The 21,482-nt window shown below is 71.0% G+C and carries 17 protein-coding genes and 2 pseudogenes; 9 read left to right on the top strand and 10 right to left on the bottom strand.

From position 1 onward, the window contains the following. Positions 1–57 precede the first annotated feature (57 nt). Positions 58–1,842: a glyoxylate carboligase gene (gcl, locus tag OHB00_RS39170; RefSeq protein WP_406442166.1), complete on the bottom strand. Its 1,785-nt coding sequence runs from the start codon at positions 1,840–1,842 to the stop codon at positions 58–60. Positions 1,843–2,049: 207 nt separating this feature from the next. On the opposite strand from gcl, the gene OHB00_RS39165 reads away from it, so the two are divergent. Beyond that, on the top strand, positions 2,050–2,721 hold the full coding sequence (locus OHB00_RS39165) for a hypothetical protein (protein WP_406442164.1): 672 nt from the start codon (positions 2,050–2,052) through the stop codon (positions 2,719–2,721). Positions 2,722–2,791: 70 nt separating this feature from the next. Here OHB00_RS39165 and OHB00_RS39160 read toward each other — a convergent pair whose 3' ends face one another. Beyond that, positions 2,792–4,399 (bottom strand): AMP-binding protein, encoded by a 1,608-nt coding sequence (locus tag OHB00_RS39160; protein WP_406442162.1) that lies wholly within the window; start codon positions 4,397–4,399, stop codon positions 2,792–2,794. Further along, positions 4,396–6,078 carry an AMP-binding protein gene (locus OHB00_RS39155; RefSeq protein WP_406442161.1) on the bottom strand — a complete coding sequence of 561 codons (1,683 nt, stop codon included), beginning with the start codon at positions 6,076–6,078 and terminating at the stop codon, positions 4,396–4,398. Before OHB00_RS39155 ends, OHB00_RS39160 begins: the two co-directional genes overlap by 4 nt. A gap of 128 nt (positions 6,079–6,206) precedes the next feature. Between OHB00_RS39155 and OHB00_RS39150 the strand changes: the two genes are divergently transcribed. From OHB00_RS39150 to OHB00_RS39140, 3 genes are all read left to right on the top strand, one after another. Then, positions 6,207–7,043, top strand: coding sequence for a response regulator transcription factor (locus tag OHB00_RS39150; RefSeq protein ID WP_406442159.1), 837 nt, complete (start codon positions 6,207–6,209; stop codon positions 7,041–7,043). 144 nt (positions 7,044–7,187) lie between these two features. Continuing rightward, the gene (locus OHB00_RS39145) at positions 7,188–9,989 is read left to right on the top strand and encodes an AAA family ATPase (protein ID WP_406442157.1); all 2,802 of its coding nucleotides are present in this window, start codon (positions 7,188–7,190) and stop codon (positions 9,987–9,989) included. 204 nt (positions 9,990–10,193) lie between these two features. Continuing rightward, complete coding sequence (locus tag OHB00_RS39140) at positions 10,194–10,985, top strand: S1 family peptidase (protein ID WP_406442156.1); 792 nt, start codon at positions 10,194–10,196, stop codon at positions 10,983–10,985. Between the two features lie 105 nt (positions 10,986–11,090). On the opposite strand, the pseudogene OHB00_RS39135 reads toward OHB00_RS39140, so the two are convergent. Together OHB00_RS39135 and OHB00_RS39130 are read right to left on the bottom strand one after the other, a co-directional pair. Next, positions 11,091–11,234 (bottom strand): annotated as a pseudogene (locus OHB00_RS39135) (tautomerase family protein); the annotation flags it as partial. A 100-nt stretch (positions 11,235–11,334) separates the two neighbouring features. Further along, entirely contained in the window at positions 11,335–12,462 is a 1,128-nt protein-coding gene (locus OHB00_RS39130) for a winged helix DNA-binding domain-containing protein (protein ID WP_406442154.1), read from the bottom strand. 198 nt (positions 12,463–12,660) lie between these two features. Here OHB00_RS39130 and OHB00_RS39125 point away from each other — a divergent pair, with 198 nt between their 5' ends. After that, entirely contained in the window at positions 12,661–13,842 is a 1,182-nt protein-coding gene (locus tag OHB00_RS39125) for a magnesium and cobalt transport protein CorA (protein ID WP_406442152.1), read from the top strand. 678 nt (positions 13,843–14,520) lie between these two features. Here OHB00_RS39125 and OHB00_RS39120 read toward each other — a convergent pair. Next, positions 14,521–14,760 (bottom strand): hypothetical protein, encoded by a 240-nt coding sequence (locus tag OHB00_RS39120; protein WP_406442150.1) that lies wholly within the window; start codon positions 14,758–14,760, stop codon positions 14,521–14,523. A gap of 284 nt (positions 14,761–15,044) precedes the next feature. On the opposite strand from OHB00_RS39120, the gene OHB00_RS39115 reads away from it, so the two are divergent. After that, positions 15,045–15,425, top strand: coding sequence for a DUF6083 domain-containing protein (locus OHB00_RS39115; protein WP_406442148.1), 381 nt, complete (start codon positions 15,045–15,047; stop codon positions 15,423–15,425). A 324-nt stretch (positions 15,426–15,749) separates the two neighbouring features. Here the strand turns inward: OHB00_RS39115 and OHB00_RS39110 are convergent, their stop codons facing one another. Further along, complete coding sequence (locus OHB00_RS39110; protein ID WP_406442146.1) at positions 15,750–16,715, bottom strand: DUF1152 domain-containing protein; 966 nt, start codon at positions 16,713–16,715, stop codon at positions 15,750–15,752. 95 nt (positions 16,716–16,810) lie between these two features. Here OHB00_RS39110 and OHB00_RS39105 point away from each other — a divergent pair, with 95 nt between their 5' ends. Then, entirely contained in the window at positions 16,811–17,644 is an 834-nt protein-coding gene (locus OHB00_RS39105; RefSeq protein WP_406442144.1) for a hypothetical protein, read from the top strand. 132 nt (positions 17,645–17,776) lie between these two features. Here OHB00_RS39105 and OHB00_RS39100 read toward each other — a convergent pair whose 3' ends face one another. The 3 genes and pseudogenes from OHB00_RS39100 to OHB00_RS39090 form a co-directional block, all read right to left on the bottom strand. Next, entirely contained in the window at positions 17,777–18,700 is a 924-nt protein-coding gene (locus OHB00_RS39100; RefSeq protein WP_406442142.1) for an aminoglycoside phosphotransferase family protein, read from the bottom strand. Positions 18,701–18,783: 83 nt separating this feature from the next. Further along, positions 18,784–19,279: pseudogene (locus OHB00_RS39095) on the bottom strand (DUF5937 family protein); the annotation flags it as partial. Between the two features lie 460 nt (positions 19,280–19,739). Beyond that, complete coding sequence (locus OHB00_RS39090; protein WP_406442140.1) at positions 19,740–20,255, bottom strand: hypothetical protein; 516 nt, start codon at positions 20,253–20,255, stop codon at positions 19,740–19,742. 1 nt (position 20,256) lies between these two features. On the opposite strand from OHB00_RS39090, the gene OHB00_RS39085 reads away from it, so the two are divergent. Then, complete coding sequence (locus OHB00_RS39085) at positions 20,257–20,613, top strand: CAP domain-containing protein (RefSeq protein ID WP_406442138.1); 357 nt, start codon at positions 20,257–20,259, stop codon at positions 20,611–20,613. A gap of 150 nt (positions 20,614–20,763) precedes the next feature. Then, positions 20,764–21,429 (top strand): phosphate signaling complex protein PhoU, encoded by a 666-nt coding sequence (gene phoU, locus OHB00_RS39080; protein ID WP_406442136.1) that lies wholly within the window; start codon positions 20,764–20,766, stop codon positions 21,427–21,429. Positions 21,430–21,482: the final 53 nt, after the last annotated feature.

Here is a 21,482-nt window from a genome sequence, read left to right as displayed (position 1 = left end):
AGCACGGAGCGGGCGGCCCATCCCCCGGATGGACCGCCCGCTCCCGTCTGCGCCGGCTCAGACCTTCAGCGTTCTGATCGAGGTCGGGGCGTGCCCCGGCTCGGTCGCGATCTCCTCGAACTCCACGACGGCGGAGATGTCGTTGCTGGTCGACATGGAGATGTTGGTGACGCGTTCCAGGATCGCCTCCACGACGACCGGCACCTGGTGTTCGGCGGCCAGCTTCTTGGCCGTCTCGAAGGCCGCGCCCAGTTCCGCCGGGTCCGTCACCCGGATCGCCTTGCATCCCAGCCCCTCGGCGACCTTGACGTGGTCGACGCCGTAGACGCCCAGCTCCGGCGAGTTGATGTTCTCGAACTCCAGGTTGACCTGGAAGTCGATGTCGAACGCCCGCTGCGCCTGGCGGATCAGGCCCAGGTAGGAGTTGTTGACGAGGACGTGGATGTACGGGATCTTGTGCTGCGCGCCGACCGCCAGCTCCTCCAGCATGAACTGGAAGTCGTAGTCGCCGGAGAGGGCGACGACGGAGGCCTCCGGGTCGGCCTTGGCGACACCCAGCGCCGCCGGGATCGTCCAGCCGAGGGGGCCCGCCTGGCCGCAGTTGATCCAGTGCCGGGGCTTGAAGACGTGCAGCATCTGGGCGCCGGCGATCTGCGAGAGGCCGATCGTGGAGACGTACCGGGTCCGAGGGCCGAAGGCCTTGTTCATCTCCTCGTAGACGCGCTGCGGCTTGATCGGGATGTCGTCGAAGTGCGTGCGGCGCTGGAGGGTCGCCTTCTTCTCCTGTGCGGAGGCGGACCAGGCGGAGCGGTCGGGCAGCCCGCCGGTGGCGTTCAACTCCAGTGCCACCTCGACGAACAGCTCCAGGGCCGCCTTCGCGTCGGACGCGATGCCGTAGTCGGGAGCGAAGATCCTGCCGATCTGGGTGGGCTCGATGTCGACGTGGACGAAGGTGCGGCCGGCCGTGTAGACGTCCAGCCTGCCGGTGTGCCGGTTGGCCCAGCGGTTGCCGATGCCGAGGACGAAGTCGGACTCAAGGAAGGTCGCGTTGCCGTACCGGTGCGAGGTCTGCAGGCCCACCATGCCGGCGTTCAGGTCGTGGTCGTCGGGGAGCGCGCCCCAGCCCATCAGGGTCGGGACGACCGGGATGCCCGTCAACTCCGCGAATTCGACGAGGAGTTCGGCGGCATCCGCGTTGATGACCCCGCCGCCGGCGACGATCAGCGGGCGCTCGGACGCGTTCAGCATCCCGATCGCCTTCTCGATCTGGGCACGGGTGGCGGCCGGCTTGTAGACCGGCAGGGGCTCGTACGTCCCGGGGTCGAACTCGATCTCGGTGAGCTGCACGTCGATCGGGAGGTCGATCAGGACCGGCCCCGGGCGGCCGGAGCGCATCAGGTGGAAGGCCTGCTGGAAGACGCCCGGGACCTGGGCGGCCTCCAGCACGGTGACCGCCATCTTCGTCACCGGCCCCGCGATCGAGGCGATGTCGACGGCCTGGAAGTCCTCCTTGTGGATCACCGCGGTCGGGGCCTGGCCGGTGATGCAGAGGATCGGCACGGAGTCACCGGTGGCCGAGTACAGGCCGGTGATCATGTCGGTGCCGGCCGGCCCGGACGTGCCGATGCAGACGCCGATGTTGCCGGGGTGGGCGCGGGTGTACCCCTCGGCCATGTGCGAGGCGCCCTCGACATGGCGGGCCAGGGTGTGATGGATGCCGCCGGAGGCCTTGAGCGCCGCGTAGAAGGGGTTGATCGCCGCGCCGGGGACACCGAACGCGTCGGTGACGCCCTCGCGCTTGAGGATCTCAACTGCCGCGCGGGCAGCGGTCATACGAGCCATCGAGAACTCCTGCTTTCGGCTGTCGGATGCCGGCTCCCGGCGCGCCCCGCGGTGAGCACAGTCCTGAATTTCCACATTGCGGAAAATAACTTCTGCTATCTGAAATCAATGTAGGTGCGGGGACCAACGTCGTCAAGGGACGGACAACCGGGGTCCGGCGGGAGCACCATGGGACGGCTGAACCGACGCGACGCCTGGGGTGGGGCCATGTCCGAGAGCGTGCCGGTGCGCTGTCCGGCCTGTCGGCGCGAGCACGTCTACACCGCGCCGTCGTACCCCTGCGCCTGCGGCGCGCCGGTCACCCCGAGCCTGGACGACACGGTCGAGCCGACGCCGGTCGCGCACCGCGCCTGGAACGCGGACTGGGTGACGGTGAGCTGCGCGGCCTGCGGCCGCCGGGACCAGTGGCCGCAGCCGGAGCTGGGCTGCCCGTGCGGGGCGGTGCTGCGCATCGCGGTCGCCGGTGCCGTGTCCGCGTCCCCGCCCGACCCCGAGCCCCGGCCCGTCTTCCATCCCGTCACGATCCGCACCGCCCGGGACGCCGTCACCGCGGCCGCCCTCTATCTGCGCTGGCTGGGCTACCGGGACATCCGGCGCGCCGACCAGCGGCCGCCGTCCGGCATCGGCCTGGCCGCGCGGGGGCTCGTGGCCCAGGTGGACCCGACCGTGCAGCCGGCCTCGCTGCGGGACGTGGAGTGCCTGTGGCTGACGGCGATGACGGAGGACTCCGGGTGCGTGTACTTCTCCCTTGCGGGGTACGCCGAGGAGGCTCGTGAGCGGGCCGACGCGTTGGGGGTGCCGTTGTTCGTTCTGGACCTCACCGGGACGCCTCAGCCGGTCAACAGTCCCGCCGATGAGCTGCACGGCTCAGGTGCGTGAGCACCTGCGGGCCGGTGGGGGCCGGTCGCGCCCACGCGGCGGAGCCGCATATCGACACAGCCCCGCCCCCCTACGGGGCGCTGTAGGTCTCCCTCAGTTCGATCTTGCGGACCTTGCCCGAGACCGTCATCGGGAAGGTCTCCAGGATCTGGATGCGGCTCGGGATCTTGTAGTGGGCCAGGCGGCCCTCGCAGAAGGCGCGGAGTTCCTCCAGGGTCGGCGGGGCGGCCGGATCGTGCGGGATGACGCAGGCCAGGACCTCCTCGCCGTACCTCTCGTGCGGTACGCCGACCACCTGGACGTCCCGGATCTTGGGGTGGGCGTAGAGGAACTCCTCGATCTCGCGCGGGTAGATGTTCTCGCCGCCCCGGATGATCATGTCCTTGATGCGGCCGACGATCTCGACGTACCCGTCGTCGCGCATCACCGCCAGGTCGCCGGTGTGCATCCAGCGCCCGGGGTCGATGGCCTCCGCCGTCTTCTCCGGCTGGTTCCAGTAGCCGAGCATCACGCTGTAGCCGCGGGTGCACAACTCGCCCGCCGTGCCCCGGGGCTGGGTGACCCCGGTGGCCGGGTCGACGACCTTGACCTCCAGGTGCGGCAGCACCCGGCCGACGGTGCCGGTGCGGTGTTCCAGGTCGTCCTCGATCCGGGTCTGGAGCGAGACCGGGGACGTCTCCGTCATGCCGTAGCAGATGGAGACCTCCGCCATGTGCATCTCGGCGACCACCCGCTTCATCACCTCGACCGGGCAGGGCGAGCCCGCCATGATGCCGGTGCGCAGCGTGGAGAGGTCGTAGGACGCGAAGTCCGGCAGGTTCAGCTCCGCGATGAACATGGTCGGGACGCCGTACAGCGAGGTGCAGCGCTCCCGCTGGACCGCCTCCAGGGTTGCCTTCGGCTCGAAGGACGGGGCCGGGATCACCATGCAGGCGCCGTGCGAGGTGGCGGCCAGGTTGCCCATCACCATGCCGAAGCAGTGGTAGAAGGGCACCGGGACGCAGATCCGGTCCTGCTCGGTGTAGTCGATCAACTTCCCCACGAAGTAACCGTTGTTGAGGATGTTGTGGTGGGAGAGCGTGGCCCCCTTCGGGAAGCCGGTCGTGCCCGAGGTGTACTGGATGTTGATCGGGTCGTCGCAGGACAACTCGGCTGCCCGGGAAGCCAGTTCAGCTCCCCTCTCGGCCGTCCCGCGGGCGGTCAGCGCCTCCCAGCCCGGGTCCCCGATGTACACGGTCTCCCGCAGCTCGGGGCACCTGCCCCGCACTTCCTCCACCATCGCCCGGTAGTCGCTGGACTTGTGCCGCACGGAGGCGAACAGCAGGGAGATCCCGGCCTGGTTGAGGACGTACTCGACCTCGTGGGTGCGGTAGGCCGGGTTGATGTTGACCATGATCGCGCCGATCCGGGCGGTGGCGTACTGCACCAGCACCCATTCGGCGCAGTTGACCGCCCAGATGCCCACCCGGTCGCCCTTGGCGACCCCGCTCGCCAGCAGCGCGCAGGCCAACCGGTCGACGTCGACGGCGAACTGCGCGTACGTCCAGCGCCTGCCGGTCGCCACCTCCACCAGCGCCTCGCGGTCCGGCCAGGCCGCGACGGCCCGGTCCAGGTTGGCCCCGATGGTGTCGCCGAGCAGCGTGGTGCCGCTCGTGCCGTGCGTGTACGACGAGCTCACCGGACGTCCTCCTCGCGGTACTCGCCGGCCGAGCCGGCCGCGGTGGCCTCGCGCAGCTCGATCCGCCGGATCTTCCCCGACACGGTCTTGGGCAGCGGGGCGAACTCCAGGCGCCGGATCCGCTTGTACGGCGCGAGGACCTGCCGCGAGTGCTCGAAGAGCACCTTCGCCGTGTCCGGTCCCGGCTCCCAGCCCGCCGCAAGGACGACGTACGCCTTGGGCACGGCGAGCCGCAGCTCGTCCGGCGCCGGCACGACGGCCGCCTCGGCCACCGCCTCGTGTTCGAGGAGCGCGCTCTCCAGCTCGAACGGACTGATCTTGTAGTCCGACGCCTTGAACACATCGTCCGCGCGGCCGATGTACGTGATGTACCCGTCCTCGTCCCGGGAGCCGATGTCCCCGGTGCGGTAGTAGCCCCCGGCCATCGCCTCCGCCGTCCGGTCCGCGTCCCCGTGGTAACCCGTCATCAGGCCGACCGGCCGCGCCGACAGGTCCAGCGCGATCTCGCCCTCCGCCGCCCCGGGAGCACCGCTGACGGGGTCCAGAAGCTCCACCCGGTACCCGGGGCTCGGACGGCCCATCGACCCGGTCTTCAACCGCTGCCCCGGACTGTTGGACACCTGCACGGCCGTCTCCGTCTGCCCGAACCCGTCCCGGATGCTCACCCCCCAGGCCCGCCGCACCTGCTCGATCACCTCGGGGTTGAGCGGCTCACCGGCCGCCACCACCTCGCGGGGCGGGGTGCGCAGCTGGGTCAGGTCGGCCTGGATGAGCATCCGCCACACCGTCGGCGGGGCGCAGAAGGACGTCACCCCGTGCCGGTCCATCTCGGCCATCAGCCGGCCCGCGTCGAAGCGCGAGTAGTTGTGGATGAAGACCGTCGCCTGCGCGTTCCACGGCGCGAACAGGTTCGACCAGGCGTGCTTCGCCCAGCCCGGCGACGAGATGTTCAGGTGCACGTCACCGGGCTTGAGGCCGATCCAGTACATGGTCGCCAGGTGCCCGATCGGGTACGAGGTGTGGGTGTGCTCGACCAGCTTGGGGTGGGCGGTGGTGCCCGAGGTGAAGTAGAGCATCAGGGGGTCGTCGGCCAGGGTGGGCCCGTCCGGCACGAAGTCGGCCGAGGCCGTGTACGCGTCCTCGTACGGCTCCCAGGGCCCCGCCTCCGACGGCGGCAGACCGCCCACCGCGATCCGCGTGTACGTTCCCGGCACCTCGGCGAACTTGGCCGCGTCCTCGGCCCGCACGAGCACGTGCTTCACCCGGCCCCGGTCGACGCGGTCGCGCAGGTCGGCCGGGCCGAGCAGCGGGGTGGCCGGGATGACGACGGCACGCAGCTTCATCGCGGCCAGCGCGGTCTCCCACAGCTCGGCCTGGTTGCCGAGCATGACCAGGATGCGGTCCTCCGGCTCGACGCCTCGCGCACGCAGATGGTTCGCGACCCGGTCGGAGCGTTCGGACAGCTCGGCGAAGGACAGCTTCGTCTCGGAGCCGTCCTCCTCGACGATGTGCAGCGCGGTGCGGTCGTTGCCCTCGGCGATGACGTCGAACCAGTCGAGCGCCCAGTTGAAGTGGTCCGGACGCGGCCACGCGAAACCCTCGTAGGCGGTGGCGTAGTCCGTACGGTGTTCCAGCAGGAAGTCCCGTGCCCTGCGGAACTCCTCCGTCGCACTCGTCATACGCGTCTCCTTCAGTACCGGACCATTGCCGGGCGGCTCTCTGGCATCGTGTAATCCGTGATGCAGGTCTCACTACCCCCGAACGGGGGTGTGGACCGCACGAAGCCGGGGTCGAAGGGGCAGGACAGGTGGCAGCAGAGGTCGCGGGGGTGGTGGAGATACGCGGTGCGCTGTCCAGACTCCGGCGCACCACCGGGCTCCCGATCGCCTTCGGCGGGCTGGTCGAGGCGGGCCGGACGCAGGTGCGGATCAGCGAGCTGACCGGCACCAACACCGCTGCGCTGCGCGCGCTCGCGGTCACCTCGGGGAACGGCCTGGGCGGCAGGGCGGTCGCGCTGGGCCGTCCGTGCGCGGTCACCGACTACTCGGCCTCCCGGCAGATCAGCCACGAGTACGACATCCCGGTGGCGGCCGAGGGCATCCGCTCGGTGCTGGCGGTGCCGGTGGTGGTACGGCGCCGGGTGCGGGGCGTGCTGTACGGGGCGCTGCGCACCGCCCAGCCACTGGGCGACCGCACGCTGGGTGCGGCGGTGGCGGCGGCCCGGGACGTGGAGCAGGCGCTGGTCGTGCAGGACGAGGCCCGGGGACTGCTGGCGGCGGCGCGGCCGGAACCGGCCGTCGCACCGGATCCGGGGGCCGCCTGGGAACAGGTGCGGGAGGCGCATGCCGCGCTGCGGGCTCTCGCGCCGCGGATCGCCGACGCGGAGCTGCGTGCCGAAGTCATCGCCGCCTGCGGGCTGCTGACCGCCGCCCCGGCTCCGGTGGCCGAGGCGGTCCTGGCGCCGCGGGAACTGGACGTGCTGGCGTGGGTGGCGGCCGGGGCGACCAACGCGGCGGTGGCCGAGCGGCTGGGGCTGCGGCCCGAGACGGTCAAGGGCTACCTGCGCTCGGCGATGCGGAAGCTGGGCGCGCACACCCGGGGGGAGGCGGTGTCGGCGGCTCGTCGGACGGGGTTGTTGCCATAGCCGGAGGGGACCCATTCCATTCATGCGGACGCGCTGTGAATTGCTATCTGCAAGGCCGCTGTTATTTCCCTCACCACGCCGTTCGGCCGGATTTCACGGTTCATTGCCTAGAATTTGGTTTGGACACGACACACGAGGGGAGCGGTGACCGTGCGACGGGACTTCCAGGAGCCTGCCAGATGCCGCCCCGACCTGGTCATCGGCCGGGCGGAGCTGGTCGCGGCCGCCCGGGAGCAGCTCGCCTCGGGCGGCAGCGTCCTCCTGCACGGGCCCGCCGGAATAGGGAAATCGACGGTCCTGCGGGCACTGGACGCGGAATACGCCGGCACCGCCCGCACCGTGTTGCGCTGCTCGGCCACCGAGTCCGAATCCCATCTTCCGTTCCTCGCCCTCGCCGACCTCTTCGGTCTGGTCCTCGACGACGTCTCGGCCCACCTGCCCGGCGCCCAGCGCACCGCCCTGGAATCGGCGCTCACCGGCCGCGGCGAGTCCACCCTCCAGCGCGACGGACTCGCCCTGCGCCTCGCGGTGCTGTCCGCGCTGCGCGTGCTGGCCGCCGAGGGCGCGGTGCTGATCGTCGCCGACGACCTGCAGTGGCTGGATCCGGCCAGCGCCGAACTCCTCGGCTTCGCCGCCCGCCGGCTCGGCGGCACCCCGGTCCAACTGCTGTGCGCGGTCCGCACGGAGGGCCAGGAGTACGACCGTCACCTACGCGCGTCGCCCCCGGACACCGTCGCCGTCCGCCTCGGCCCGCTCAACCGCAGACAGGTCTCCGAGCTCCTCGACCACCGCGGCCACACCGGCCTGACCAGGTCCACGGTCCGGGAGATCCACCGCACCAGCGGCGGCAACCCGCTGTTCGCCCTGGAACTCGGTCGCGCCCTCACCGAGAACCCGACCCCGCCCCGCCCCGGCGAACCGCTGCCGGTGCCGACCTCGCTGCGTGCGCTGGTGCTCAGCCGTCTCGACATGCTCTCCGTCGAGGCCCGCCGCACCCTGCTGGTGGCCAGCGCCGGCGCCCGCCCCACCCAGGCCCTGCTGCACGCGGCCGGCCGGGAGAACGCCGAGGCCGAGTGCGCCCAGGCAGCCGAACTGGGGCTGCTGGCGACCGAGCCGGAGGGTCCCGCCGTACGCTTCGCGCATCCGCTCATCTCCGCCGCCCTGTACGCGGAGGCGCCCGCACAGGAGCGCCGGGCCGCGCACGCGGCGCTGTCCACGGCCGCCTCCGACCCGATCGAGCGGGCCCGGCACCTGGCCCTGGCCACCACCGGCACCGACCCGGAGGTCGCCGACCGGCTCGCCGAGGCCGCGACCGAGGCCCGGGACCGGGGCGCGCCCTCGGTGGCCGCGCAGATCGGCCTGCTCGCCGCCCGGCACACCCCCGGCGACCACACGCCCACCCCGGACGAGCGCCGGCTCCAGGCGGCCGAGGACGCGACCAGCGCGGGCGAGATCGACCTCGCCCAGGACATCGCCCGCGAGGTGCTCACCCACGCCACCCGTCCGGGGGACCGGGTGCGGGCCTGGATCCTGGTGATCGACTCCGCCGGACACACCATGACCGAGGTCGACGCGGCCTTCCCGCACGCCCTCGCCGACGCCGGTGACGACCCGCGCCTGCTCGGCAAGGTCCACTACCAGCTGGCCTGGCGGGCGCTGATCGTGGGCGGCGACTTCACCGAGGCCCGGCAGGCGGCGGCGCACTCCGCGGACCTCGCGGCGCAGGGCGGCGACCGGCGCACCGAACTCCTCGCGCTCTCCCTCCAGGCCCAGGTCGAGACCCTGATGGGCCATCCGGCGGCGCCCGCCACCATCAAGCGCGCCCTGAAGGAGCCGCAGGACCCGAACGTGGCCTGCCACCACAACGGGGCGGGCAGCGCCAGGTTCCGCTGGCTGGTGATGGGCGACCAGCTGACCGAGGCACGGGCCACGGTCACCGCGCTGCTGCGCGAGGTGCGCCGACGCGGGCAGGTGGAGAGCGAGGTGCACTTCCTGCGCGGGCTCGCCGAGACCGAGCTGCGCTCCGGGCACTGCGGGCGGGCCCTGGACCTGGCCCGGGAGGGCCTGCGCCTGGCCCACGACTCCGGGATCGGCGAGACCGCCTCCGCGATGCTCACCTCGCTGGCCGAGGCCTCCGGCGGCGACGTGGACCGGGGCCTGGCACTCGCCCGGGAGGCGGTGGAACACGCCGAGCAGGACGGCGACACGATGTACCTGTCCCGGGCCCTGGGCGCCCTCGGATACGCCCAGTTGGTGGCCGGCGACCCGGCGGGCACCGTCCGCTCGCTGCGCCGGGTACGGGAGCTGGAGCAGAGCCTCGGCATCACCGACCCGGCCCGCGGCCGCTGGCAGGGGGACCTCGCGGAGGCACTCGTCCGGGTGGGTGAGTCCGCCGAGGCGCAGGACGTCATCGACGTCACCCGTCAGCACGCGCTCCGACTCGGCCGGGAGAGTGTTCTGGCCGCGCTCGACCGGGCCGAGGCACTGGTCCGGGCGGCGCACGGAGAACACGACGCGGCTGTCGCCCAGCTGACCTCGGCTCAGGACCGGTTCGCCAAACTGGGCTACGGCCTGGAGGAGGCGCGGGCCGCGTTCGCCCGGGCGGCCCTGCACGACCGGCGCTCCCCCACGGCGTTCGACGAGGCCACCCGGCTGTTCCGGCGGTGCCGGGCGCTGCCGTGGCTGCGGCAGGTGGACGAGGCCGTCTCGGCGCCGGAGCCAGCGGTCGAGGCGCCGGCCGCGCTCGACGCGCTGGACGGGCTGGCCGCGATGGAACGTCAGGTCGCCGCACTGGTCATGGAGGGTGCCACCAACCGGGAGATAGCCGCCCGGCTGTTCGTCAGCGTCAAGACGGTGGAGGCCACGCTCACCCGGGTCTACCGCAAGCTGGGCATTCGATCGCGCGTGGACATAGTCCGTTTGGCGGCAGGGCGACGCGCGAAGTGAGAGCGCTCCCGGTTAACTGAGGCGGACCGAGGGTTTTCCCTCCCCCATCCCCCTAGGGGGTTCCCTCATTGGGAGGGTGGGGTTCCGGGTCCTAGCTTATGGATGTGCCGCTCGCCCGGGCATACGGGGGTCGGTCCCGCGACCCCCGTGCTGCACCCCCCACACCCGCGCGACCCCCACCGGCAACCCCCACTGAGGAGACTCATGTTCGGGCACCACCGCGCAAGAAAGACCGCCGCAGCCCTGGTGGCCACCGCCGCCGCCGCGGCGACCGCGCTGATCGCGTCCCCCACCGCGTCGGCAGCCCCCCAACCGATCGTCGGCGGTACGACCACCACGACGACCGCGTACCCGTTCATGATGCAGATCACGGACGCGTCCGGCAGTCAGTTCTGCGGCGGCACCCTGGTGTCCGCCACCAAGGTGGTGACCGCCGCGCACTGCATGGAGGGCGAGTCCACCAGCAGCGTCCGCGTGGTCGGCGGCCGCACGTACCTGAACGGCACCAACGGCACGGTGAGCCGGGTCAGCAAGATCTGGATCAACCCGGACTACACGGACGCCACCAACGGCGACGACGTGGCCGTCCTGACCCTGTCGACGTCGATGTCGTACACCCCGGCGTCGTACGTGACGTCGTCCCAGACGAGCCTGTACGCGGCCGGCACCACGGCCCGCATCCTCGGCTGGGGCACCACCTCGGAGAACGGCAGCTCCTCCAACCAGCTGCGGACCGCGACCGTCCCGATCGTGTCCGACTCCAGCTGCAAGAGCTCCTACGGTTCGGACTTCGTCCAGACCGACATGGTTTGCGCCGGATACACGTCCGGCGGCACAGACACCTGCCAGGGCGACAGCGGCGGTCCCCTGCTCATCGGGGGCGTCCTGGCAGGGATCACTTCCTGGGGGGAGGGGTGCGCGGAGGCCGGTTACCCGGGTGTCTACACCCGGCTGACCACCTTCTCGGACCTGGTGACCGCGCAGGTCAACTCGTGACTCCTCACCAGAAGAACTCCTGAGCATCCCTCAGGTGAGTGACCAGGGGGCGTTGCGGGCTACCACGAGCAGCCCGCAGCGCCCCCTATCCATGTCCCGGCCCGGCTACTTGTCGGCGGTGAGTGTGCCCGCCGCGCCCCAGCTGCCGGCCGGGACCTCGTGGATCCAGACCTGCACGGTCCCGGCGGGAATCTTGTAAGCGTCCACGAACGCGTCCGTGCCGCGCCTGACGAGGTCCCGCTCGAGTTCGGTGTCGCGGGGGCCCGGCCGGCGACGGCGAGCTCGGCGCGAACGGGCTGGGCGGGGCCGAGCGTGACGGTGGCGGCGCCGGACCGGGCGGACAGGTCGCTCAACGACCGGCTTGCGGTACGACGGTCCCGAACCGGATGTCGTAGGACATGCCGGGGTGCAGGACGGCCAGCATCCGTTCGCCCTCTTCGATGATCGCGGCCCGCTCCGCCGCCCCGCCGCTCAGTGGCCCGAGAGTCTCGATGACCAGCGCGTCCTCCGTCAGTTTCCACACCCCGGCCAGAAAGCCGTCGACGAGCAGGGTGCGGTAGGCCTGGTTGCCCTGCCAGGCGCGGCCCCGGTGCTCGGGCGGTACGACGCGGGTGCGGTCGGCGTGGGAGAGGAGAAGGTTGTCGAACTCGGGGAGGAAGCGGGGCGGGGCCGGCAGCTCGGGGTCGGGGCGTGGCGCGTCGGGCAGGTCGAAGAGCTCGGCGCCGCTCTCGTCCCGGAAGGTGAGGAGGCGGGGCCGCAGCCGTTCGAAGGCAGTGCGGAGCCGGGTCAGACCGGCCCAGGTCTGCATGTCCTTGACGGAGGCCGGGCCGAAGGCGGCGAGGTAGCGCAGGACGGCGGTGTCCGTGGCGTCAGGGGTGGAGACCTGCTCGGCGGGGCGGCCGAGCCAGTGCTCGGCGGTGGTCAGGGCGACCTGTCCGGACCGCCCCCACAGCCCGCGCGGGGTGACCTGGACCAGGGGCAGGGTGCAGCGGGCGGCGATGGCGAGGGCCTGTGGGTCGGCGTCCGGCCACTCGGCGCGCAGCGCCTCGCGCAGCCCGGCCATGGTGCGCGGCTCGGCCTCGACCAGATCCCGGGCGAGCGCGGCGAGCCGGTCCAGGTCGACACCGGCCAGGCCCGTACGGAAGGCGGTCAGCTCCCGGGTCCGGGCGGGCTGCACGAGCGGGCGCAGGGTGAGCGCGTCGGCGGCCGTGTGGGTGTGGATGGTGGACCGCAGGGTGACGATCCGGACCACCTCCCGGTCGGCCATGAGCTCGGACAGCCGCTCGGGGGTGAAGCCGTCGAGGCGGGCGGCGAGGGCGTAGTACGGCGGCTTGACGTTCTGCGCCTGCAGGCCGACGAGGTGGGCCACGGCGTCCTTCGCCGACCGGGGTGAGCGGCGCAGCAGGAGCTGCCGGTCGAGGGTGGCGCGGTTGAGGGCGCGGCTGCCGAGGACCGGGCCGGACGGCTGCTTCGTCATACCGGGCACGCTAACGCCGAACGCGGACACCTCCTGTCCGCGTCTCTCACCGAATCCCGTCCTCGAATCCCTCCGCCGGGGCCGTATGCCCCGTATATCCTGCTCCGAGACTCACCGATCACGCGTGATCACCCGGACCACTCGGATCACACCAGTCACAGCCCACGCCGATGCAGGCTCCACCGAGAGGCGGCCGCGATGTCCGAGCGACGCCCCAGCCCGGCCTCGAAGAACTCCGCGAACGGCAGGAACGGCCGGGGCACCAGAAGGTCCGTCTGGCGCCGCGCAGTGACGGCGGAGCAGGACACCGCCGAGCTGCCGGAGCCCGGGGCCTCGTCGGCCGCGGAGTCCGGCGAGTCGCCGAGCATCGTGGAGGCGGCGCTGTACAGCGACGGGGTGCGTGTCTCGACACCGTCGACCCTCGCGGAGACATACCGCGAACTGCGCGACACGCCCTCGGGCATGGCATGGATCGGCCTGGCCCGCCCCACCTCCGACGAACTCCTCTCCCTGGCCGCCGAGTTCGACCTGCATCCGCTCGCGGTCGAGGACGCGATGGAGGCACACCAGCGCCCGAAGCTGGAACGGTACGGCGACACGCTCTTCGTGGTCCTGCGGGCCGCCCGGTATCTGGACGCGCCGGAGGAGGTCGACTTCGCCGAACTGCACGTGTTCGTCGGCCCCGACTTCGTGATCACGGTCCGGCATGGCGCGGCCCCGGACCTCTCGGCGGTCCGCCACCGCATGGAGGGCTCCCCGGACCTCCTGAAGCTCGGCCCGGAGGCGGTCCTCTACGCGATACTCGACGCGGTGGTCGACGGCTACGCCCCGGTCGTCGAGGGCGTCCAGAACGACATCGACGAGATCGAGACGGAGGTCTTCCGCGGCGACCCGTCGGTGTCCCGCCGTATCTACGAACTCTCCCGCGAGATGGTCGAGTTCCAGCGCGCGACCCGCCCGCTCGTCGGGATGCTGCACGGCCTGATGGCCGGCTTCACCAAGTACGAGACCGACGAGGAACTCCAGCGCTACCTCCGCGACGTCGCCGACCACGTCACCCACATCAGCGAACGCGTGGACGGCTTCCGCCAGGCCCTCACAGAAATCCTCACCGTCAACGCGACCCTGGTCACCCAGCAACAGAACGCGGAGATGCGAGCATTGGCGGAGGCGGGCTTCGAACAGAACGAGGAGATCAAGAAGATCTCGTCCTGGGCGGCCATTCTGTTCGCTCCGACGCTGGTCGGAACGATCTACGGGATGAACTTCAGGCAGATGCCTGAGTTGCACTGGGCACTCGGATATCCCTTCGCGATCGTCCTGATGGCTATCGTATGCGCCACTTTGTACCTCATCTTCAAGCGGAAGGACTGGCTCTGAGTAACCGGCCCTCGAAAGGTCGGGGCGGGGACTCACGGGAGCGAGATCGGCCGCCGGAAGCCCCGCTCAAGGTCGCTGGGGAGAATCTGGGGAGAATGAAGCGCGCATCGCTTTCGCTGACGCTCCCCAGACGCAGAGTCACTCGCCCCGGATGAGGCTTCCTTACGAACGACAGTTGGTCGGAGATGGTCTGGCGCCGCTGGACGGGGTGGACCGCCGAGGATCCACGATGGTGCACCAGCACCTCACCCTCATCTGGAACGAACACTCCGATCCGGTCCCGCTGGAAAGGGAACCGATCTCCCAACTGCATCCGCCGCTGAACGTCAGGGGAACAGCGCTTGGTGCCTCCCGGGAAGACCCGGCTCGTCGACGGAACTCCTGTTCGCGGCGAACCCGCGGCCAAGGCGCGTCTACGCCTCGGGGCGCTACGGCGTCACCCCTCCAGCGGTCGCGCGGGTCTCGGACTGCACCTTCTCCGGGGCAGCAGGCCGGCGCAGCAACGGCCGTCTGTTCCTGACGCTACCGGCGGGCCGCTCGGACTTCGAGCGGGACACGACGACGCGCTACCTGCTCGCGCAGGTGCTCGACGTGGAACTGCCTGATCTGCCGCCGCCCTTCGAGACGAGCCGGCTGACGTGACCCACCGAGCCCCCAGTCGCGCCGGCTGGGGCCCCTTCACCGCTCAAGATGCGGCAGGTGACCGGTCACCCAGTTCCGAAGATCGTCAAGCTTGTCGAGTGGATGCTGTTCGTGGGTGTGGGACATGAAGTACGAGAGGACGGCCATGACCGCCACCGTCCAGCCGATGGTCTGCAGGCAGCTTCCTTGGTTCGTTTTCGCTTCCCGTTCCGGCCTTGGTGTCCCGCCGTGGCAGTACGGGCACCAGCCGCGCCCGTGGCAGTAGTCGCAGTCCACAGCCCCTCCCCCTCCTGCCTTGCTGTCACAAAGAGTACTGATTTGGTCACCGCGGGATACCGTCAATGCGGATGCCGCTGGTGCCGGCGACGGAGCAGCCGCCCATTGAGGTACGAGCCCAGCCGTCACCTGGGGGATACGATCTCGGCCTGCCGCAGTGTGGCTTGTGCATGCAGATGACGCCCGCCGAACCGTCTCTGACTGTCCGTCGTCTCGGCCGTCTCTGACGCCCCGTCCGGTTCGCGCTCTCCCGCCAGATCTGCTCGGCGGCGCACGCTCGATGCATGGGGGCGGATGAGGGCTTAGCCCGACTCAACACGACGACGTTCACATGCCCGTACTGCGGGCTGCCGCAGGAGCGAGTGGCGACCCAGGATCGCGACTGGGTGATGCTCGAACCCGGCATGGATCCGTTGGTGCATACGGTGCCGCCCGAGCACCGGTGGATCACACTGGTCGACGGGACGGTGACCGTGTACGCGGTGGCGCCGCCAGTCGCAGAGCAGCGGTGCCGCATCGAGCACCGGCTGGCGTGCCCGCGGCAGCAGCTGCCAGATCTGTGGCCGTGGCTGACGTCGCTGCGGGAGGAGAATCGGCGGGCGTCGGAACGACAGGATGAGCCGGAGCCACCTATGCCGCCGACGGAGTTGCCGGCTGCGGGATAGGTGCGATCGGCGACATCAGGAGGGATACATAATCCTGCGCCCTTCACAGTCCCTGCCCCAGCCCTCGTGCCTGGAGCTGGACCGCGGGACCGCATTGGAATTGTGACCTGCGCTGTCACCCGGCATGGGCGGGTATCTGGATCAGAGACATCACCCGTAGGAATGCTGTAGGCGCGGGGCGCCCGGCTGGCTGTCAGTGGGTGGTGCTTGACTGGTACTTTCCTGCGACTTGATCCGGCTCACGCACCTAAACGGGATCAGTGACAGCGGTGTACCGCACCGATGCGTTCGTTGTCGCCGTCTCACCCCCTGCCGGCGGAAGGCTCAGTGCGGGAATGCCCGTGGCGGACGCTGGCGGGGCAGGGTGGTGCGGAACTCCTCGATCACGGAACTCACCTGCCGCATCAGCGAAGTCCGTTCCAGCAGGTCGAGGTAGAGATTGCGGCGGGCCAGTCCAGGCAGGTCCACGCAGAAGTACAGGGCCATCAGCGGGTTGACGAACAACTCGCCGTCCTTGGTCCTTTCCGTGAACCGGACGTCGCCGAAGTCACCGCGCACGGCGGCGGCGACGGATCCGTTCACAATGCTCGGGTGGCTCGCGGTGTGGCGCTGGGCGTGCGCCACCGCGTCGAGGTAGAGCGCGCCCTCCCGCGCCGCCCCGAGCAGCGAGAACGCTCCGAGATAGGCGCCGTCCCGGTCCAGGGCGGCCAGGTTCTCCAGTACGAGCGAGTGGTTCACGCCGTGATACGCGTCCACCCCGAAGCCGAGGCAGGCCACCAGCCGGTACGGGACCTCGTCGAGCCTGCTCACGGCGGCCAGGCTCGCCATGTCCTCCTCCGGTGTGCCGAGACCGTGTTCGTCGCCGCGCATCAGGATGTCGGTCCCGCCGTCCACGAGCACGACCGCGTCGACACCGCCGAGATGCGTGATCAGCGTCCGGTAGGCCGCCCGCAGCGGACCGACCCCGATGCTCGGGAACGCGTACACGGTCGACGGCAGATCCTGCGTCGCGAGCCACTGGGCGAGCGTCCGTTCGGGAAAGTAGTCGCCGCGCAGGGGGGTGTCGGGCCGGACGGCCGCGACGTCCTGGTCCACCCACACGTCGAGGTCCAGGCCGTACAGGTCGGCGAAGGACAGGTTGGCGAGGTGCACCTCCTTGCCCGCGGACCGCAGCGCGAGTGCGAGCGGCAGTCCGGCATACACGTCGAAGCCGCCGCCCGCACCGGCGATGAGCACCCGTCGCGCGTCGCGCAGGCGGGTGAAGAACGCGGGTTCCCCCAGAGAGATCACCGCAGGACGCTAACAGGACACTGTGTCGCCGGGCAGGACCGCTGGTGCCGAGGGCCACGGCCGACCGCTGCACGCCGCCCGCTAGCATCCCTCGCATGACGAGGCGGGGGTGGCGACTGGGTGTCGTGGCGGTGCTGGCCGCGATCTGCGTCTCCGGTCCCGAGCCTGCGGACATCATCCGCACGGCGTCCGACCTCGGCCCCCTGCCGGCCGACCGCTACGACTACACGCCGCAGGACTACCAGCGATCGCAGCGGGCGTCGGCGTTGCTGGTCCGGCAGTGCATGGCGGAGCGCGGCCACCGGGACTTCCCGCTCGACCCCCGCTACCCCAGCGATCCCATCGTCGCCACCGCGGTCAGCACCGACTACGGCGCCCTGGACCTCGCCACCGCCCGTCGCTGGGGCTACGGCTGGGACCCGGCCAAGTCCCCGACCCTTCGCCCGAAGGGCCGTCGGATGACCAACGCCGAGTATGCGGACTTCCCCTCCTGCAACGCCGAGGCGAGCCGGCGGCTGCTGCGCGGCATCGACCTCAAGCGGGACTGGCTCTACGCAGGTACACGGGCGGTCGAGGTCGACAAGGCGGTCAAGCGGGACCCGCGCCTCCGCGCGGCTTGGGACGTGTGGTCCCGCTGTGTGGCGGACCAAGGGTTCACGCGCTATCCCGACCCCGTCGCGGCGTACACGGACCCCGCCTGGCAGCGGGGCAGTGACGGCAACACCCGGCATACACGGCGGGAGCGGGCCACCGCCGTCGCCGACGTCACCTGCAAACGCCGCCACCGTACGGCCGAACTCTGGCACGCGGCACGGGCGCGGCAGCAGGCCGTGGACATCGCACGGCACCGCGACCGCTACGCCGCCGGGCTGCGGGCGCTGCGGACCTACCGGGCCACCATCGCCGAGGTGCTGCGGAAGCTCGGCTAGCGGGGCACCGACGCATCACCACGAGTCGCCGGTTTCCCGGATGTACGGCCTTGCGTCCTTCGCGTTCCTGAGAATCCGCATCCTCACACGGCCCTGAACTCGGTGCGCCTCGCGCCGAGGTGGCAGCGGGGTCTATGGGCGAGCGGGCCGGTTCAGGCTGGACGTGACACGGTCGAGCGCCGCCCGGCCCGCGGGTCCCCATGTCGGCTTGCCGCCAGGAAGACCTAGCTCCCCGTTCTGGCCCATGAGGATGAGGAAGAGGCTCTTCATGGCGGCCAGCCCTCGGGCGCGCCGGACCGTCGCCTCGTCCGCCTGCGCGTACGCCGCGAAGAACCGTGGGCCCGCGCCCGCGGGAAGGAGCACCCACGCGGCCGCGAGGTCCCACGCCGGGTCGCCGGCGAACATGGCGTCGAAATCAATCACGCCCGAGAGTGTCCCGTCCGAGACGACGACGTTCGCGGGATGGAGGTCGCCGTGCAGCCATACCGGCGGGCCCTCCCACTCGGGGGCCGCGACAGCGTCGTCCCAGACGGCCCGGACGGCCCGGAGCTCGACGGCGATGCCGCCGGGGGCGATGGCGTGCAAGAACCTCTCGAAGCCGTCGGTGCACTTCTTGGGGTGAGCGCCGCGGTCCGAACTGGCCGGCGCCTCAGCGGGCGCCTCCACATGGAGTGCCCTGAGGAAGTCCGCCAGAGTGTCGGCCGCGTGGTCGCCGCGACTGATCGAGGTGTGGTCCAGTGGCTCGCCGCGGACCCACGTCATGATGCTCCAGGGCTTCGGAAAGCGCACGGACGGTTCACCGATCCGCACCGGAGTCGGAACCGGGAGCGGAAGACGCGGGGCCAGGACAGGCAGCCACCGGCACTCCTTGCGCAGGAGGTCCGGGGCACCGTCCATGCGCGGCATGCGCACGGCCAACTCGTCCCCGAGACGCCACATCTGGTTGCCCCAGCCGCCCGCCACCTCCCGGACGGGCAGCCCCGCAAGGTCCGGATGCTGGTCCTTGAGAAGGTCGCGCACCAGCTCTGCGGTGATCTCGGTCTCGGAGTCGGTCATGCGAAGCCACAGTACGGGAGACAGGCAGAGCGGCCACTCACTCTCCGGAATGCCCGGAGTCGGTTGCCGCAGACCGGAGTTGCTCAGCGCAGCACGGCCGCCAGCAGGTCGGCCACCAGGGCCGTCAGGTCGGGCAGACTGACGGTGTAACGAACGTAGCGGCCCTGCCGCGGGGCCGTGAGCAGGCCCGCGCGGCACAGGACAGCCAGGGGCGGGAGACTTCCGGTGGCGAGAGTTCCCAGGCGTGGGCCGGCTCACCGGTGGTGCGCGGGCCGCGGGCCAGGGTGCGCACCAGCCGCGGCCGTACCGGATGGGCGAGTGCCTCCAGTCGTAGCCTGACCGTTTCCAGCGACACCGGCCCGATGGACTCGGCTCGGCGACGGGGTACTGCACCACCGGCTGCCCCCCGGGCGCGTGGACGGCCACCAGGTGCGGGCGGCCGAAGACGCTCGGGAGGAACGTGACCCCCGTGCCGTGGGCGGCGGTCGCATGGTCCTGCAGCTTGTCCACGAGGCTGCAGATGCCGTCCGGCGCCAGGGTGACGGCGCCGGAAATCGACGCGAGTGCCGCCCCGCTGCCAGGGCCGCCTCCTACCCGACGAGCTTCGCCCACTCCGCGCTCCGACCCGCGGCATCCACGTCGGACCAGAACCGGAACACATGGTTCCGTGACATCCGCCACAACGGATCCCTGACCTATGCGTGCCCGATAGTAGAAGCCGCTCTGGCGACATATGGGATTTGTCCGGCTTGGCGCGCGCGTGCGCCGCGGCCGGATTCACGGCTTTCCGCGCACGGGCCACCTTCGTCCGTTCCGCGCGCACACACGGATTCTGACGGGACGACAGAATTTCGCAGCAACCCCGGAGACAAGACCGGCGCTCCCCACTCCCGCGACCAGGGCCGCCCGAGCCTACGAAGCGCGTTAGTACCAAGGCCCTTTGCGCTCCTTGTGAAGGCGCCCTAAGAATGACGACCCGCAGGACGCCGCCGCAGCTCAGGAGCCGGTTACTCATGGGTCGACATCGTAAGAACGCGCATTACCGGCGGATAGTCATCGCTGCCGTCGCCGTGGGCACCGTGGGCATACCGTCCGCCGCCATGGCCTGTACCAGCTGGCCCGACAGCGGCGGACACCGCTCCGACAGCGCCAAGAACACCGCGGCGAAGGACTCGTGGAACACGAAGGACTGGTGGAACGACGCGAACTGGGCCCGCCCCTGGAACGCCGACCAGGCCGGCGAGCCCTCGGGAACGGCATCGGCGGCGCCGAGCGCCACGACGACTCCGAGCGCCTCCGCGCGTGCCAGGACGACTCCGCACGTCTCCGCGAGTGCCAGGCCGACTACGCACGTCTCCGCGAGTGCCAGGAAGACCATCAGGCCGAGGCCGAAGGCCACAGCGCCTTGGCACCCCGCACGGACCACCGCTCCCAAGCCCAGCGCCACCACCGCGTCCCCCAGCACCCGGAACACCACCGCCGCCGCTTCCACGGCCCCCAAGCCGTCGAGCAGCCCGACGGCCACCGCCACGGCGTCCGGAGTCGTCGCTCGCATCGTGGAACTCGTCAATGCCGAGCGCAGCAAGGTGGGCTGTTCGGCCCTGACCCTGAACACGACCCTGTCCAAGGTCGCACAGGCACACAGTGAGGACATGGCGCTCCACCAGAACATGTCGCACTCCGGGTCCGACGGCTCCTCCCCCGGAGACCGGCTCACCCGTGCCGGGTACACCTGGAGCGCGTACGGCGAGAACGTGGCCTACGGTTACGCCTCTCCCGAGCAGGTCATGGCGGCCTGGATGGCCAGCCCGGGCCACAAGGCCAACATCCTCAACTGCACGTTCAAGGAGATCGGCGTCGGTCTCGCACAGCCCAACAGCTACTGGACCCAGGACTTCGGCACCGCCCGTTGAGCGGGCGCGGCCTGCCGTCGCCGCATCGGGCGCGCCGCCGGACGGCCGCATGGCCCCCTTGCGCGGCGGACCACTGAAGTTCCTGCTCAGGACGGGTGTGGGATTCTGGCAGAGACGCGAACGGGGCATGCAAAGAGGAGTGGGGCTCGTATGCGCGAGGCGTACCACGATGAGCTGGCCTCGATCGGCGAGGCCCTGGTGGACATGGCGAACCGGGTCGGTTCGGCCCTGGGCCGGGCGACCAGCGCACTGCTGGATGCCGATCTCCAGCTGGCGGAAAGCGTGATCTCCGCCCACGCCAAGGTCGATGACCTGCAACGCGATCTGGATGACCGGGCGATCGCGGTGCTGGCGCGCCAGCAGCCGGTCGCCACCGATCTGCGGGTGGTGGTCACCTCGCTGCGCATGAGCGCGGACCTGGAACGCTGCTCGGTCCTGGCCCAGCATGTGGCCAAGCTGGCCCGGCTGCGCTACCCCGGGCAGGCCGTGCCGCAGGACCTGCGCCGCACCGTCCTGGAGATGAGCCAGCTCGCCCAGCGTCTGATGGCGCAGGCCGCCGACGTCCTCGTCACCCGCGAACTGGACGCCGCCCTCCAGATGGAGCAGGACGACGACCGGATCGACGAACTGCACCGCTCGATATTCCAGCACCTCATGGACGACCGCTGGCACCACGGGGTGGAGACCGCCGTCGACGTCACCCTGCTCGGCCGCTACTACGAACGGTTCGCCGACCACGCCGTCTCCGTCGCCCGCCGCGTGGTCTTCCTGGTCACCGGTGAACACGCTGACGGACTGGCGGCGACACATCCATGACCACACGCGCGTCTGCTTCCTGACCGCGCACGGCGACCGCATGAGCGGTGCTC

This window comes from Streptomyces sp. NBC_00631 (genome assembly GCF_045206895.1).
Lineage (GTDB): Bacteria > Actinomycetota > Actinomycetes > Streptomycetales > Streptomycetaceae > Streptomyces.
This window is presented reverse-complemented; position numbering and strand designations above follow the sequence as displayed.

What these genes read in the sequence shown, in the direction of transcription:
- OHB00_RS39165 (WP_406442164.1), top strand. Translation starts at nt 2,050, where the DNA reads ATGTCCGAGAGCGTGCCGGTGCGCTGTCCGGCCTGTCGGCGCGAGCAC.
- OHB00_RS39090 (WP_406442140.1), bottom strand. Translation starts at nt 20,255, where the DNA reads ATGCGAGCGACGACTCCGGACGCCGTGGCGGTGGCCGTCGGGCTGCTC.
- OHB00_RS39140 (WP_406442156.1), top strand. Translation starts at nt 10,194, where the DNA reads ATGTTCGGGCACCACCGCGCAAGAAAGACCGCCGCAGCCCTGGTGGCC.
- gcl (WP_406442166.1), bottom strand. Translation starts at nt 1,842, where the DNA reads ATGGCTCGTATGACCGCTGCCCGCGCGGCAGTTGAGATCCTCAAGCGC.
- OHB00_RS39115 (WP_406442148.1), top strand. Translation starts at nt 15,045, where the DNA reads ATGGGGGCGGATGAGGGCTTAGCCCGACTCAACACGACGACGTTCACA.
- phoU (WP_406442136.1), top strand. Translation starts at nt 20,764, where the DNA reads ATGCGCGAGGCGTACCACGATGAGCTGGCCTCGATCGGCGAGGCCCTG.
- OHB00_RS39125 (WP_406442152.1), top strand. Translation starts at nt 12,661, where the DNA reads ATGTCCGAGCGACGCCCCAGCCCGGCCTCGAAGAACTCCGCGAACGGC.
- OHB00_RS39100 (WP_406442142.1), bottom strand. Translation starts at nt 18,700, where the DNA reads ATGACCGACTCCGAGACCGAGATCACCGCAGAGCTGGTGCGCGACCTT.
- OHB00_RS39130 (WP_406442154.1), bottom strand. Translation starts at nt 12,462, where the DNA reads ATGACGAAGCAGCCGTCCGGCCCGGTCCTCGGCAGCCGCGCCCTCAAC.
- OHB00_RS39155 (WP_406442161.1), bottom strand. Translation starts at nt 6,078, where the DNA reads ATGACGAGTGCGACGGAGGAGTTCCGCAGGGCACGGGACTTCCTGCTG.
- OHB00_RS39105 (WP_406442144.1), top strand. Translation starts at nt 16,811, where the DNA reads ATGACGAGGCGGGGGTGGCGACTGGGTGTCGTGGCGGTGCTGGCCGCG.